General features: G+C 57.9%; 22 protein-coding genes. 20 read left to right on the forward strand and 2 right to left on the reverse strand.

Going from position 1 to position 14,238, the window contains the following annotated elements:
- The first annotated feature begins 44 nt into the window (after positions 1-44).
- From J5M56_RS08385 to J5M56_RS08450, 14 genes are all read left to right on the forward strand, one after another.
- Positions 45-1,190, forward strand: a complete 1,146-nt coding sequence (locus tag J5M56_RS08385; protein WP_207936429.1) for an ImmA/IrrE family metallo-endopeptidase — start codon at positions 45-47, stop codon at positions 1,188-1,190.
- Positions 1,177-1,653, forward strand: a complete 477-nt coding sequence (locus J5M56_RS08390) for a DUF4411 family protein (protein ID WP_207936431.1) — start codon at positions 1,177-1,179, stop codon at positions 1,651-1,653. Before J5M56_RS08385 ends, J5M56_RS08390 begins: the two co-directional genes overlap by 14 nt.
- Before the next feature lie 195 nt (positions 1,654-1,848).
- Complete coding sequence (locus J5M56_RS08395) at positions 1,849-2,412, forward strand: hypothetical protein (protein WP_207936433.1); 564 nt, start codon at positions 1,849-1,851, stop codon at positions 2,410-2,412.
- Between the two features lie 446 nt (positions 2,413-2,858).
- Complete coding sequence (locus J5M56_RS08400) at positions 2,859-3,047, forward strand: hypothetical protein (RefSeq protein WP_207936435.1); 189 nt, start codon at positions 2,859-2,861, stop codon at positions 3,045-3,047.
- An 831-nt stretch (positions 3,048-3,878) separates the two neighbouring features.
- Positions 3,879-4,295: a hypothetical protein gene (locus J5M56_RS08405; protein WP_207936437.1), complete on the forward strand. Its 417-nt coding sequence runs from the start codon at positions 3,879-3,881 to the stop codon at positions 4,293-4,295.
- Positions 4,292-4,483, forward strand: coding sequence for a hypothetical protein (locus J5M56_RS08410; protein ID WP_164524746.1), 192 nt, complete (start codon positions 4,292-4,294; stop codon positions 4,481-4,483). Before J5M56_RS08405 ends, J5M56_RS08410 begins: the two co-directional genes overlap by 4 nt.
- Complete coding sequence (locus J5M56_RS08415; protein WP_207936439.1) at positions 4,480-4,650, forward strand: hypothetical protein; 171 nt, start codon at positions 4,480-4,482, stop codon at positions 4,648-4,650. Before J5M56_RS08410 ends, J5M56_RS08415 begins: the two co-directional genes overlap by 4 nt.
- Positions 4,647-4,973: a hypothetical protein gene (locus J5M56_RS08420; protein WP_207936441.1), complete on the forward strand. Its 327-nt coding sequence runs from the start codon at positions 4,647-4,649 to the stop codon at positions 4,971-4,973. Before J5M56_RS08415 ends, J5M56_RS08420 begins: the two co-directional genes overlap by 4 nt.
- A gap of 286 nt (positions 4,974-5,259) precedes the next feature.
- Positions 5,260-6,387: a hypothetical protein gene (locus J5M56_RS08425; RefSeq protein ID WP_207936442.1), complete on the forward strand. Its 1,128-nt coding sequence runs from the start codon at positions 5,260-5,262 to the stop codon at positions 6,385-6,387.
- A 7-nt stretch (positions 6,388-6,394) separates the two neighbouring features.
- On the forward strand, positions 6,395-7,339 hold the full coding sequence (locus J5M56_RS08430; protein WP_207936443.1) for a RecT family recombinase: 945 nt from the start codon (positions 6,395-6,397) through the stop codon (positions 7,337-7,339).
- Complete coding sequence (locus J5M56_RS08435) at positions 7,326-7,955, forward strand: lambda exonuclease family protein (RefSeq protein ID WP_207936446.1); 630 nt, start codon at positions 7,326-7,328, stop codon at positions 7,953-7,955. Before J5M56_RS08430 ends, J5M56_RS08435 begins: the two co-directional genes overlap by 14 nt.
- A complete protein-coding gene (locus J5M56_RS08440) occupies positions 7,952-8,479 on the forward strand; it encodes a hypothetical protein (protein WP_207936448.1) in 528 nt (175 codons plus the stop codon). The genes J5M56_RS08435 and J5M56_RS08440 overlap by 4 nt, the downstream gene beginning before the upstream one ends.
- Before the next feature lie 231 nt (positions 8,480-8,710).
- Entirely contained in the window at positions 8,711-9,070 is a 360-nt protein-coding gene (locus tag J5M56_RS08445) for a hypothetical protein (protein ID WP_207936450.1), read from the forward strand.
- Positions 9,071-9,128: 58 nt separating this feature from the next.
- Complete coding sequence (locus tag J5M56_RS08450; protein WP_230375094.1) at positions 9,129-9,680, forward strand: hypothetical protein; 552 nt, start codon at positions 9,129-9,131, stop codon at positions 9,678-9,680.
- Positions 9,681-9,754: 74 nt separating this feature from the next.
- Here the strand turns inward: J5M56_RS08450 and J5M56_RS08455 are convergent, their stop codons facing one another.
- Positions 9,755-9,925, reverse strand: a complete 171-nt coding sequence (locus tag J5M56_RS08455; protein ID WP_168199530.1) for a hypothetical protein — start codon at positions 9,923-9,925, stop codon at positions 9,755-9,757.
- Between the two features lie 228 nt (positions 9,926-10,153).
- Positions 10,154-10,984 (reverse strand): hypothetical protein, encoded by an 831-nt coding sequence (locus J5M56_RS08460; protein ID WP_207936452.1) that lies wholly within the window; start codon positions 10,982-10,984, stop codon positions 10,154-10,156.
- A gap of 101 nt (positions 10,985-11,085) precedes the next feature.
- Between J5M56_RS08460 and J5M56_RS26740 the strand changes: the two genes are divergently transcribed.
- The 6 genes from J5M56_RS26740 to J5M56_RS08490 all read left to right on the forward strand — a co-directional run bounded on the left by J5M56_RS26740 (position 11,086) and on the right by J5M56_RS08490 (position 14,229).
- The gene (locus J5M56_RS26740) at positions 11,086-12,030 is read left to right on the forward strand and encodes a hypothetical protein (RefSeq protein ID WP_243430630.1); all 945 of its coding nucleotides are present in this window, start codon (positions 11,086-11,088) and stop codon (positions 12,028-12,030) included.
- 275 nt (positions 12,031-12,305) lie between these two features.
- Positions 12,306-12,728, forward strand: a complete 423-nt coding sequence (locus J5M56_RS08470; protein WP_207936454.1) for a hypothetical protein — start codon at positions 12,306-12,308, stop codon at positions 12,726-12,728.
- Positions 12,728-13,054 (forward strand): hypothetical protein, encoded by a 327-nt coding sequence (locus J5M56_RS08475; RefSeq protein WP_207936456.1) that lies wholly within the window; start codon positions 12,728-12,730, stop codon positions 13,052-13,054. Before J5M56_RS08470 ends, J5M56_RS08475 begins: the two co-directional genes overlap by 1 nt.
- The gene (locus tag J5M56_RS08480; protein WP_173890452.1) at positions 13,051-13,314 is read left to right on the forward strand and encodes a hypothetical protein; all 264 of its coding nucleotides are present in this window, start codon (positions 13,051-13,053) and stop codon (positions 13,312-13,314) included. Before J5M56_RS08475 ends, J5M56_RS08480 begins: the two co-directional genes overlap by 4 nt.
- Positions 13,315-13,360: 46 nt before the next feature.
- Positions 13,361-13,822: a hypothetical protein gene (locus tag J5M56_RS08485; RefSeq protein ID WP_207936458.1), complete on the forward strand. Its 462-nt coding sequence runs from the start codon at positions 13,361-13,363 to the stop codon at positions 13,820-13,822.
- A gap of 53 nt (positions 13,823-13,875) precedes the next feature.
- Complete coding sequence (locus tag J5M56_RS08490; RefSeq protein WP_207936460.1) at positions 13,876-14,229, forward strand: hypothetical protein; 354 nt, start codon at positions 13,876-13,878, stop codon at positions 14,227-14,229.
- Positions 14,230-14,238: the final 9 nt, after the last annotated feature.

The raw sequence follows: 14,238 nt of genomic DNA on the forward strand, positions 1-14,238 counted from the left end.
CCGATAGACTGAAAAGCATGGCACCTGAACAGGTTGGTGGGTAGATGGACCGCATCGAATTCAATCATGGACGTATCGCGTGGTGCTGCGAGGACAGCGGCATAACGCTACATGAGCTGGCCGCCGAAACGGGCGTGGCAGAGGCAACCCTCTCAAAAGCGTCTGCTGGAGAGAGGGGTCTTACGTATGCCCAGCTTAAGCGGGTCGCTGATTACTTTGGGCGCGGAGTCCTTTTCTTCATGGAGGAAGGCGATGCTAATCCTGATGCTGTGCATACACCTGCCTTTCGCAGCATTGCTAATCAGAAGCCTGAAATGGGTAACAAACTTCGCCGTCTAATAGAGCGAGCTGAGCGGCAACGCGATATCTATCTAGATTTGCTCGAAGATGCTGATAGCGAGTACGCCCCGAAATACACCCCCCCTGCTCTCCCAAGCAACCTCAAGCAGGCCTCAACTCTGGTGCGGAACTGGCTTGGGCTGAAAAACCAATGCACATTTGACCAATATCGAGCAGCTGTTGAGTCGAAAGGCATCTTAGTTTTTCGGAGCAATGGCTATCACGGGCAATGGCAGATAGCTAAAGATAATCCCGTTCTTGGATTTTCTTTATACGACGCTGAATGTCCATTGATATTTGTAAAAAAACAATATTTTGAGACCTTGCAAACATTTACGCTCATGCATGAGCTAAGTCATGTACTTATTCACAAGATCAGCTCAATCGATGACGATTGTGACCTGCATCATTCGAGCGGACAAGAACGAGAGGCCAATGAATTTGCCGGCTTGATTTTGGTTCCAGATGAGTTTCTAACTAAAATCAGAATGCAAGACAAGCCTGAGTCTGCTGATGAATACGACTATTGGCTGGAGCCGCAAAGAAAAGCATGGGGTGTGAGTGGCGAGGTAATCGTTCGCCGTCTTCTGGACGAGGGACTTTTGCGTACCAGCGAATACGAAGACTATCGACGCTATAGAGCCGGGTTGCGCATCCCAGAACAGGACGGTGGCGGCACCAGGATGTACAGGCATCGCGAACCGAAGCACATTTTTGGTGACAGGTTTGTGCGAGTTGTACTGGACTCGCTAAACGCTAAGAACATTAGCCTAGCCAAGGCCAGTAGCTATCTGGACGGAATTAAGATCAGGGATATAGATAGCCTTAAGGGATTCTATGTGGGCGTTTGATGCTTCTTCTATGATTTATGCCTGGGACAATTACCCAGAAAAACACTTCCCAAGATTGTGGGAGTGGGTGGCCGCCCAAATATCATCGGGCATCATCACGATGCCATTGGTAGCTTTTGAGGAAACAGCATCAAAATCTCCTGACTGCGGCCAGTGGTTAAAAGATGCCAATCTGAGCGTCCTGCACCCCAGCACTGCAATTCTGAAGTGCGCCGCTAAGCTAAAATTGCTTCTTGGCATAGAAGGTGATCGCTATGGAGTCGGTGTTGGCGAAAATGATTTAATAATCATTGCAACCGCGGAGATCAATAGCCTGCCTCTCGTTTCAAATGAAGCTGTACAGCTAAGCCTGCCTAAAGCGCTTTCGAAATACAAAATTCCTGCGGTATGCTCTCTGAAAAAACCCCCGACAACTGTCATCGACTTCCTGGCCTACATCAAGCAGTCAGGCGCCAAGTTTTGATGACGGCAGAGGCATGACAAGCCCGCCTCGGCGGGCTTTCACACCTTCACGCTTTTTTCATGCCCTACCCTGCACAGTGAAGGCTCGTCCATCTTCCCCCCCTTAGCCCGCATAGCAGCGCGGGCTTTAAATGCCTGCGTGATGGCTGATGGCCAGAGTGATAAGATGGCACCTCATCTACTTGGGAGGGATGCCATGCGGGGCTTCGGAATTTTTGCGATGATCGTCGGCTTGATTGCCGTGATCGGGGCATTGGCTATGGACGTGTCCGTTTCGACAGGGATTGGCGGCAGGGTGAACAACATCGGGCTCATTGCCCAGCAGCAAAACTACCTGACCATCGGGGCTCTCATCGCGTTAGCCGGCCTGCTCATGACAATCTTCGGTGGCAAGAAGAAGCTAAGCAGCGAACAGATCCAGAGCCTGATGGAAGCGGAAGACTCAAGGCCCTGCCCTTTCTGCGCCGAGCCGATCAAGCACGCTGCAATCAAATGTAAGCACTGCCAGGCCGACGTTCCCGCGCTTGAGCGAAAGGCCCCGTCGAAGGGATGGACCGTGCGTATACCTTGTCGCCCTGGTGATGATTACACTACGACCCTGGGCAGACTCAAGGCGGAGGGCTTGCCAGTAGTCAAGTCCGAAGACCCTGTCGTTGTGGTTGGCCCATATGAACTGAAGGTTGCTGCGTATGACGTGCAGCGTACTCTCCAAGTGAGGAACTCTCTTTTCTGCGATCTCTACTACGACGACGGCCGCTGATTCGATAGCCGCAAAACCTAAAGACCCGCTCTGAGCGGGTTTTTTTGTGGTCTCTCAAAAAAATATCAGCACTGCTGTTGACTCGCAAATAACAGCAGTGCTACTTTTAATTTGTCGAGACGGTTTAGCCCCTCGACAGGCCCTCAAGCCGACCGCTCTTTAACAACAAGCGCCATGCCCGACTACCCGGCACAGCCGGTTAGGTCACTCCCGGCTCCATCGGTGGGAGGTCAGTAAACCGATGAACAAAACCGCACTTGCCTCTACCGGCGACCGGCGATCCGACAGGCCCGAAAGCCTGCCCACGCGCAGCCCACTGCGACGGCGGACGAGGTGTTGACCGAACTGAGTGAATGACCTGGTAAGCGGGTGCGGAGAAACACCACGAGATTCACTGAAGCACCTGGGCGACCGGGTGTTTCGGGAATTCACTGGAGGAACACGGTATGAACAAAGTCCTTCGCATCACCCTTGCAGGCGAACGCGAACTGTTCGCCGACAGCGATCTGGCCGCCTGCATTCGCGAGGCGAACCGGCTCAACACCGAGCGCGGGTATCGCAACGGAGTTTGCGTGGTTGAGCTTGAAGACGGTCAGCGCATGACGGCTGCTGACTGTCGAGGTGCCGGGCTGTGATGAAGCTGAGCGGATGCGAAATTGATGAGCGCGACCTTATCCGCCGGGCAATCCGAAACCTCAAAGGGCCGAGCAAGTACCGAAGCAAATACGGTGTGCCGCGCTGGTCCTTGGTGCGTGACACATTTTGCGTAGGGTCCGGCGTTGCTACGGCGCTCTGCCGTGAATTCGGCTTTGACCCTGAAGAAATGATTCGATCCTGATTTCACTGGCTGGCCTTGGCGACAGGGCCAGATAGGAAATCAACCGCCCGGGAGGGCAAGACGATGAAGCGACCCTGCTGGGAGTTTGTTTTGGACGATCCAAGCGCCACTGACGCCGACTACGAAGACGGCTCAGGGCCTGGGCACTACAGAGTTACAGGGTGGCGTGGTGAGCTCATTGACGTTGTGGAAACCCTGGATGAGGCTGAGGCCTTAGTCAAGGCCAACACCTGACAACTAGCGCCGCGCCAGCCTGCCGTTAACTGCCCGATGCCCTGCTCCCCATCGCAGGGTGCATCGGGATGTGATTTGGTAGTCGGTAGAGCAGTGTTAACCCTAAAGCGGCCATTCGCGATGGCGCCAGCGGTTGCGTAAATGCCATGTGAACGGAAGGCGGGGTCGACACCGCCCAACTACTTAGCTGGCATTGAGGCTTAGCTCGCCATCCGCGGAGGATGGAGATCGCTCTAGTGAGCCCGGCTACCAAATCACATCACCGATGCATCCCGCATCCCCTTCCCTTCACATACGACCGCATCGGCAGGCGCCAGGCCACCTTTCACGGTGGGTTTGGTCACCCGCGCCTGGCTCCTGACCAATGCGGCCGCACAACCACTAGGAGGACGCCATGGGCGCACTTCGAGCAGCACAATGGCGGTATGACCATGCTGAGCCGGAAGACGACTCAGAGCATCAGGAAGCGGCGCAGAACTGGATCGAGAGCAAGGCCGAGGAGCTTGTCGGCGGCTGTGATGTTCTGATCCCGCAGCGCTTTGGCGGGCCGGTAGGTGTGCGCCAAGACCAGTTCGTGGCCAAGGTAGCCGAGCATCTGCGGGCGCTTCAGGAGACAGAGAAGGACGATATAACCGCCCTCGCCATGCTCCTGCTCCAGGCTCAGGTAGGCGGGCCGGTGAAAAGCTTGGTCGAAGATGTCGTCGGTCAGAGCAACCACTGCCGGGGCAAGCTGTACGAGATCGCAGAATCGATGCTCGACCAGTACGCCGACCAAGGCCTGCAGTACGAGGCAGACGAGGCGCAGCTATGAGCCCTCATGTGCTGATCGACGAAGAGCTCGACGCCATGGCGCACCCCGGCACGGATCTGAGCTGGAGCGTCATGGTGCAGAAGCTCCTCACCGAAATGCTGGCGGACCAGCGCATCACCATCGAAGAGTTCAACCACTACTGCGGGCGCCTCAACAAGATCGTTGATGGGCGCAAGGAGGTTGCATGAGCACGGCACCGGTGAAATCCCTAATTGACGAGCAGCTTGAGCAGATCGAGCGCAGTCTGGCAATCATCGGCGTGGGGCTTCCTCGTGAGCTTCCGGTGCAGAAGCTACCGCCGGAGGTCGTAGCGGCGCTCAAATCGGGCCAGATCGCTGTGAGGCCTAGGCCATGAGCTACTCACGTACTGACTACTACGCCGAAGGGCTCGCCGAGGCCTTTGAAGAGCACGGCGTTACAGCAACGCAAGAGCAGATCCGCTCCATCGCAAACGATGTTGCTGGCTGGGCTGAGAACGTTGGGATGGCCTTTCATGCACCGGCCGGTGATCCCCGCGAAGGCGAGTTGAGCGATTTGAGAAAGCAGCTCGACCGCGAGCGCAACAAGGTTGTGTGCGGGGTCTGCAAAGGCACTGGATTTGAGCACTTCTCGGGCCCGTATCACGGCTCAACATCGTCCTGCTACAAGTGCAATGGCGCAGGGAGGCACGACCCATGACTCGCTACCAGCGCGCCCGCCGCCTGGTGATCTGGCGCGGCTCATTCTCTGCCCTATTCGCCTGTACCGCCTTCATGCTGGCCAGCGCTCTGGCTGGCAGCATCACTTCCTGAATCACGTAGCCGAGCACGGCGGCCCTTCGGGATAACCGTACCCCTTCGGGAGCGTAAGCGGCGAGAGCGCGCAACCATCCACCGCAGCCAGGGCCTGGAGCGTACCTCCGTGCCTGGGTGACCTGGCATTTCCCCTTTCAACTGACGGCGCCGGCCTGGCGCGAGGTGCACTAATGTCCGCAGAACTGCAACTGGTCGAAATCGACCAAATCAGCGAGGAGAACGCTCCGGTCATCTATGTGGCTGGTGGGCTCAAGCGCTTCATCGAAATCGCAAAGGCCGGGACCGAGGGTGAGGTTCCAGACTTGACCACTCGCAAGGGTCGCGAGCGAATCGCCTCTTTGGCAGCCCAAGTGAGCCGACACAAGACGGCAGTAGAAAAGCCAGGGCGCGAATACCTGAAGCGCCTTAAGGAAATGCCAAAGGTCGTAGAAGCTGAGCTGCGCGAATTCGTGAATGAAATGGACGCCCTGCGCGACCGCGTTCGTCAGCCGCTGAATGATTGGCAGGCTGCTGAAGATGCCAGGGTCGAGAAGCACAACTCCATGATTCGCCATATTGAAGATTGTGGCCTGGGCCTGATCGGTGGCCAGCCACAGCCGTTCGAGCTTCTCTTCCGCGAACTCGAAGAGAAGATCATCGTCGACGCGACATTCGAAGAGTTCGAAGCTGAGGCGCATCGCGCAAAAACCACGGCACTGGCAAAGCTCAAAGCTTCTTTCGAGGAGCATCAAAAGCGCGAAGCGGAACTGGCAGAACTTGCCCGCCTGCGCCGTGATGCAGAGGAGCGGGCCGAGCAAGACCGCATCCGCCTGGCACAAGAGGCCGCGGTCGAGGCTGAGCGCCAGCGCGTGGCCCAGGAACAGCAGGCGGCGCGCGAAGCTGCGGCACGCCGCGAGCAGGAACTGCTTGACCAGGCCGCTGCACAGGAGCGCGAAGCCGAGAACCAGCGCCTCCAGCTCAAGCTTCAGGCAGAGCAAGCAGAGCGCGCCCGCATTCAGGCCGAGGCCGATCGCGCTGCCGCCGAGCAGCGGATGGAGCAGGAGCGCCAGGCGGCAGCCCGCCGGCAAGAGGAGGCAGCCGAACAGGCCCGCCAGGAAGAACGCCGCCGCGCCGATGCAGCTGCTGCCGAGATCCTACGACAGCAAGAAGCCCGCGAGCGCGACAAGGCGCACCGCGCCAGCATCAACCGCGCCGCCCTGGAGGCCTTCGTCGCCGGCGGCATGACCGAGGAATGCGCCAAGCAGGCAATCACCCTGATCGCCCAGCGCAAGATCCCGAACATCGCCATTTCCTACTGAGGTTGCCATGAGCCAAGCAGTAGCCATCATCTCGCAGGACATTTACGCGCAGCGGAACCAGTTCGCAAATGTGCTGACTGACCGCTCGCTGAACTTCGAGCGCGAGGCCGAATTCGCCATCCAGGTGATCACCTCGAGCGAGTACGCCACCAAGGTGGCCATGCAGAACCGGCAGTCGGTGGCCAATGCGATCACCAACATCGCCGCCATCGGCATTAGCTTGAACCCGGCCAAGAAGCAGGCGTACCTGGTCCCGCGAGACGGCCGAATATGCTTGGACATCAGCTATATCGGCTTGATGGACCTGGCCATGTCGACCGGCGCCATACGTTGGGCCCAGGCCGAACTGGTGTACGCCGCCGACGCTTTCAGCCTGAACGGCTTCGACAAGCCGCCGACCCATTCCTACAACCCGTTCGCCAAGGATCGCGGCGAGGTGATCGGCGTCTACGTGGTGGTCAAGACCGCCGACGGCGATTACCTGACCGAAACCATGAGCATCGAGGATGTGAACGCCATCCGGGATAGATCGAGCGCCTGGAAGGCCTGGGTCAGCAAGAACAAATCCTGCCCGTGGGTCACCGACCCGGGCGAGATGGCTAAGAAGACCGTGGTGAAGCGCGGTTATAAGTACTGGCCGAAGACTGAGCGCCTAGAGCAAGCCATTCACCACTTGAACACGGATGGCGGTGAGGGCCTGGCCAGCGTGGCCGGATCCGCAACCACCGACCCCGAGATGGTGAACAACTGGATCGCACTGGCACAGAAGGCCGGCAGCCTGGAAGCACTGACCGATGTTTACCAGCAGGGCACTGCGGCCATGAAACAGGCAAAGGATGCGACCGGCCATGCTCGCTTCAAGGCTGAGGTTACCAAGCGCGCCGACGCCATCAAGGCAGAAGCGGCACCCATCGATGGCGAATCTGAGGAGGTGTTAGATGGAGCAGCGTAGCGCTGAATGGTTCGCGGCACGCCTTGGGTGCGTGACCGCCAGTCGAGTGAAGGACGTTATGGCGAGCGGCCGAGGAGGCGCGCCGTCTGCGACCCGTAAGAACTATATGATGGAGCTGCTGTGCGAGCGCCTCACCGGCCAGCAAAGCGGACCTGACTTGTCCAACAAGCCTGCCGTGCAGCGCGGCGTCGAGCTTGAGCCATTTGCTTGCATGGCCTACGAGGCCGATAAAGGCCTGATGGTGGTCGAAACCGGCCTGGTCATGCACCCGACAATTGCTGGCTTTGGTGCGTCACCGGACGGCCTGGTTGGCGACGATGGCGTGCTGGAGATCAAGTGCCCAAACACTGCGACCCACATCGCCACCATGCAGTCTGAGCGACACGACCCGCAGTACGAGTGGCAAATGCTGGCGCAGATGGCCTGCACCGGCAGGGCCTGGGCAGACTTCGTCAGCTACGACGACCGCTTGCCCGAGCCGCTTCAGTACGTTTGCCACCGCTTTGAGCGCGACTTCAAACGCATCCGCGAGATGGAGTCAGAGATCAAGGCGTTTCTGGAAGAGCTCAGCGACCTGGAAAAGGAGATGCGCGAGCGGATGAAGGAGGCAGCATGAACCCATCAATTGACCTGGAGGCAGCGAAGGCTGCCTTCTTCGCATCTGGAGGTCAGCTTGTGGTACTGGAGGGCTTCACCTACCGCCCACTTCCGCAACGTAAACACCCCGAGCCAACCCCAAAACGCCGTCGTGGACCTGATCCTGTGCAGAAAGGAAATCGCCAGGAAAGGGCAAAAGCGAAGGCAGATATGGTCGCCAAGTTTGCGGCCACCATGACCTGCAGTCAGGCGTCGAAAGTCCTTGGGATATCGCAAGGCTCGTTGTGGGATATGGCAAAGAGGAACGGGTTCAGCTTTGTCCCTGCTACGCCAGGAAAGCATACGCCGAAGCCGGGCGACGAAGAACGCGATGCCGAAATGGCCGAGAAAATTAAGGCGCTCCGCGATGAAGGCCTGACGCGAAACAAGGTATGCCAGTCCTTAAAAACGGGGCACACCACTGTTACGCGGCTCATCAATAAATTCGGCATTGACTTTCCATCCCGCAAGGCAGGAGGGGCCCATGAATCATCGCAAGCCTAAGCAGATACACCCAATCCCCTACTATCAGGGACGCACAGCCCGATCCGCCGGACGGTGCCGAGCGCATCAACCTCATTCCGAGATGACACCGGATAGCGCATGGTGGCTCGCTGGCTGGCACGACTGCGACATGGAATTAATTGATGAAACGAAGAATCACCCGGTCGCTCCAGCTGCACAGGCGGCGTGAGCAGTTCAACCTACCGCCCAGCGGATTGAAGGAGGTGCCGTATGGCGATGACGCCGCAAGAGCGCGACGAGAAGCGCAAAAAGAAAGAGGCCAAAGCCGGGGTTGAAGAGCTGCGTATGAAAACGCGTGCGGGCACCCGCCAGGCCCTGGCTGAGATTATGCAGTGGGCCCAGGTCGAGGAAAACGGCGAGGCCATGACCCTGCTGATCCACCGCATCCATGAATTAGGGCCTGAAGCGGCCCGCCACTTCCTCAGTGCTCCGCGCCACGAAATCGTGATTTCCGAATATGTGGCGCAGAGCCTCGAGCGGTTCAGGATCGGACGCGAATTGCGCGCACCAGCCTTGATGTTGGGCGACGACCCCGACGACACCGGCCTGTTGCTGCTCGGCAACGGCTGAATCCCACCGAATCATGCCGCATCCGGCCACGGATGGCGGCGCATGCATGGAGAAAGCCATGAGCTACTTCTACAAGACCGAATCGCCAAAGGTCCTGGCCGCAGTACGCGCCTGGGACGAGAAGAAAGCCGCCTGGAACGCCCAGCGCGAGAAGCTGGGCCAACACTTCGGCGCCGATGCATCGCCGATGTACAGCGGCTCCCGCAACTACGTCGGCGGCATCAAGCTCAGCGCCAGCCGCGACCTGGACGTGCACTGGTGCCGGCCAGACGAGTACGGCTACCGCTCGCTGCGCCGGGCGCCCAAGCATGCCAAGGGCACGGACAAAGAAGTGCGCGCGGCCGAGAAGGCTGAGCATCAGCGCCTCGATGACCTCTGGAAAGCTCATTGCCCGGAAGATATCGACCGCGACGAAATGTGGGAGGCCATCGGCGTGGAGCGTGGCGGGATCTGGCTCAGCGGCGGGGTGTGCTTCACCTACGGCGACACTGTGTATCTAAACCTGGGCAGCAAGGCCGCTGACGGCGATGTCGAAGGCCTGGTGGAGATTGTCAGCAGCGAGTACGAAACAGCCCGCCAGCGCGTGCTCAACGCGCGCACAACCGCCTGACCCTCCGGCGCTGCCAGCGAGCTCTCAAACGAAAACGCCGCCCTATATCGGCGGCGTCGATGGCAGCAGAAAAATCAGGGCGTGAAGCCCTTGTCCTTGCTCCGATCTGGCTTAGGGATGTCCCAGAGCTTGTCACTGGATTCCTGCTGCGCCTTAGCTTTCTGCTCGTCTTCTGAGTCAAAGCATCCGCTCAGCGACAGCGCAGTGACGGCGACAAGGATTGCGCCGATGACGGTGCGTTTCATGAGGTTCCCTCCTGTGAAATGGTCCGGCGTTATATCAAACATCGACGCCCTCGGCAAAACATGGCGCTGCCCGCCAGCGCCTTCCCCTACTCAACGATAACGCCTCCCCGGCTAGGGCGGCGCCTGCACTCATGGAGTAAGCCATGACCTACAAGCTCCACCTCGGCGTCTGCATCTAGCCATCTTATAGTAATACATACTTCTAAGCGCATGGTCAGCCCCGAACATTCAGGGCGCGGGTGGGAAAAAGAAATGTTCCATTGCAGGACATGGAAAGTGGCCGCTCGTAAGGTCAACAATCCCCCACTTTTTTAGCGCTTCACGAGCTGCCCGAGACTCAAATGAAATACTCATTATTATCGCACATTCAGCTGGATAAATAGTATCACGCAAGATTTCCGCATAGCTCGCCAGCTTTTCTTTATTAATCCTTGAGTCATCAATAAATTTCACGACCCTCATCGCTCGCTGCGCAAGAATTATTCCTAAAGGATCATCAGCGATGAAAGACATGTGCTTGTTTGCGGCCTCTAGCTGATCCGTCTCGGGAAGCTCCGCCAGCTCTTTATAAGATCCCCACAAACGAGCCGAGATAATATCCCCTTTAGATTTTCCATCTGTGATTTCCCGAAAATGCCTCTCGCAGTGCGTCTCAAGCTGGTTAAGCAGCTGAAAAAAAGTACTCTCAAACTTTTCTATCTCCAATATCTCTTGCTGAGCCCTCATGAAATTTGTAGTTTTTCGAGACTCTAATGTTTGAATCCTCGTAGTTCGCAGTAGGACCAATAGCGCGAGGAAGCTAAGTACAGGATTCGTTAGGCCGCCGACAAAGTCACCTATCTGTCCAATATCGGTAGGTATCTTTGGGAGATTCTCCCCAAAATAAACAAACAAACCAACGATAATGAATATGAAAACAAGAGCCACCCAGGCGACAAAGCCAGTATCGAGAGGCTGGACGTCTTCTCTTGAGTCCGCACTTTTTAACCTTAACCAAAAGTATAGTGACAGCCCCGCGAGCAGTGCCACTATCACGAGCAAACCGTTAACCATATTCATTTGAGCCTCCATGGAAATGGCCAAAGGCTACCACGAACAGAAGACTGCTCAAATTAATTACCGCTTTATCTAATTCTGCTGTAATACATGGAGACGTCCCCATGCCCACAGAAAACCGATCCAGCAACACAGAGATGGTCAGCGTGCCCGAAGGGTTCATGCTGGTAGAGCGCAGCATCTGGACAGAACAGCAGGTTGAGGCTGCCACAGCGTGCATCGCTCGCCTGAAGGGCGTGCCAGGAATGCGCGACTGCGACTTGGCTATGGCTGCCATCGACGCGGCCCAGTGCAAAGCTCCGGAAATCAGCCTCGTAGACCTTCTGCGATACCACAATCAGGGTGAGCCGGTGTCGTGTAGCCATGAGTGGACCGATGACGGCGAATTTATGCTGGTGTGCACAGTATGTGGCGCTCAGGAAAACCACGACCCCAAATGGCGCGACATGGCAACTGCACCACGCGACGGGACGCTGGTACGCCTCCTCGTAGAATTCACTGAGCACGCAACGGAAGACAGCGAAGCTATGCCGTCTCCCACAATCGGAGCGAATAGCTTCGACCATACGGGCGAAGACCTGTGGCAGTTCGCAGGCTGGTCATGGGAGCAGGACTGCTTTACGCAGGGCGAAGGCGAGCCGGTAGGCTGGCTGCCAATGCTGGATACCCCGCACGCCGACCCTGCCGAGGTTGAGGGGCTGCGCGTCGAACGCGACACTTTGATTCGAGCACTGGAAACAGCTGATAGCGAAGTAAATACCCTGCGCGCCCAGCTGGCCGAGGCGCATGCGCTGCTGCGGGAAGTTGACACTTCTGGCCCAATTGGCCCTTATCAAAATAGCTTGCAAGCACGCATCAAATCCGCCCTATCCTCCAGCGCAAAGCCTCAGCCTTTCCGCACACCCGACTGCCCTGATTGTGCTTGCGTGCAGGATGGTGAATGTCTGTGTGTGCCAAGCAGGCCAAGTGCAGAGCCGAGCGCGCCAACCCACGACCCGAAGTTAATCAGCATCGTGCACACGCCCCCGGCTGAGTACGACGAACCCTGACGGAGTACATCCGTACTCTTTTCGCTGTAACCCCTCTCCCCTCTATTCACTGCCGCGATATGGCGGCCAGGGGATCAGCTGCGCACACGCTTCACGACGCCGGCGGCCATGAACGCGGCGCCCGGTATCCATAGACCAGCGTTCGAAGTGGCAAGCCCGACAGCAAACAGCGCGATACCAACACCAAGCATAAGTGTTCTCCCTAACTAGAAGTATCCATTCAGAACTCGCCAATTAAGCACAAGCAGGTCGCAGAAGCGGCCAAGGACGAAGTCATGTCTCAAGAAAAGCAAACAACCTGGCCTGACCATTACCGCTACATAGATTCCATCGGCCCCGAGGGCGTCACGATCGTTTGCCGGCGTTATGTGGTAATCCGCGAAAGCGAGCACTGCTACTGGCTCGTCCCAGAAGGTCACGAGGGCTATGCGATGGCGCGGCAGGAAGCCACTGGCAAGGTCTGGACAAATGCCAAGCGCGTTTCGAAAGACTCTTGGCGTCGTTTCGCCTATCCCGACAAAGAAAAGGCGCTGCGAAGCTACAAAGCACGCAAACGCCACCAGCTTAGTCACGCCGAATTAGCCTTGGAGCGAGCAAAGGCTGCCCTGGCCGACATAAAGGATCTGGAGGCGATCAACGACGAACACCTGTGCGCTGGCGGTGACTACATCAAAGAGCTCAACTGGGTGGACTGCTGATGAACCGCCTCGCCCTCTGCCTCCTGCTGCTGGCCACCCTGGCCGGCTGCATTGAGCAACCAGGTCACCTGGAAGTGAAGGAAGACACGGCCCGTGCCGTTACCTGCTGGCAGTCCGATAGCGGTATGGCCTGCCTGCCGAACTGGATGCTCAAGAAGCCTGAGCCAGAACGGTGTATGACACATGACCTCAAGACCGAGGCCTGCCGCAAGCTCTTCAGGGAGAACGCCCGCAACCAGCGCCAGCTCTCCCCGCACGAAACCCAACCCGAACCTACACCCGCTATGGCGCCTGGGCGCTGGATTGATGAGAGGTATGAGCTGTGAACAAAGAACGACTCAAGCAGTTGGCGCGCGCAGCCACCAAGGGCGAGTGGGAGCGAGACGGCAATCAGGTTTGCCCGGTGGCGGATCAGAGCAAATCTCTCGCCACCTTCATGAGCGTGCCGGATGCCGCCTTTGTGGTGGCTGCTCAGCCTGCGGTGGTGCTCAACCTAATTCTGGAAATCGAGCACCTCACCAGCTCTCTGGCCCGAGTGACTGAGGACCGCGACGGCCTTCTTGAAGCAGGAGCACACCTTCTATGATCCTGCCCCTGATGTACATGGCCTACCTGATATACAGGGGGCCGCGATGAGTGACGCGCCTATCGAGCCGCAGGAGTGGTCGTTCGGCGTCAAGGTTGTCCAGATCGAAGACATCAGGGTCGCCCGAGGCCTAACGCGTCGACCTAGATCCTCATGCCGACACCGGAAAATGGTGTACGACGAGAAGGAGCGGCGCGTCTGGTGCAGCGATTGCGAGACCGAGGTAGAGGCATTCGATGCGTTCATCTACCTGGTCGAGCATTACGGCGCAGCGGTAAGCAAGCTCAACCGTCGAGCCGAAGAACTGGCCCAGGCTGAGAAATTCCAGCTCCGCAGTCGCGCTGCAAAGGCGATGGACGACGCATGGCGAAGCACGACCATGGCGCCTCTCTGCCCTCATTGCAACAACGCCCTCATGCCAGAGGACGTGGTTGGCGGACTTGCCAGCATGTCCAAAGAGTTCATCCGGGCCGAGCGCAAGCGTAAAGCCGACCTCAAGAAGAAGTAACCCCTCCCCCAACTACTCAAGCCCGCCGACTGCGGGCATGGAGAGCTATTGCCATGACGAAACACACACCAGGCCCTTGGTTCGTGGAATCGACCGAAAAGACCCCGATCTACGTCTCTCCCGTCAATCGACATGAGCAGATAGGCATCTGCAACGTGATGGTCATTGACGAGGATGAGTCGAGCGATTCAGGCGAGTGGTTCAACGGCGACCAGACAAAAGCCAACGCCAAGCTGATCGCCGCGGCACCGAACATGCTGGCCGACTTGGTCGAGGCTGCTGCCACCCTCCGCCGCTACGAGGCGAACCACCGCGCCAAGTGCACCGAAGACAGCCTCAAGAAGGCCGAGATCAACGCTGCGTTGGCATCGCGCTTTGAGCAGACCATTGCCCAGGCCACGACCTGACCACCAACC

This window comes from Pseudomonas sp. 51_B (genome assembly GCF_017491595.1).
Classification (GTDB): domain Bacteria; phylum Pseudomonadota; class Gammaproteobacteria; order Pseudomonadales; family Pseudomonadaceae; genus Aquipseudomonas; species Aquipseudomonas promysalinigenes.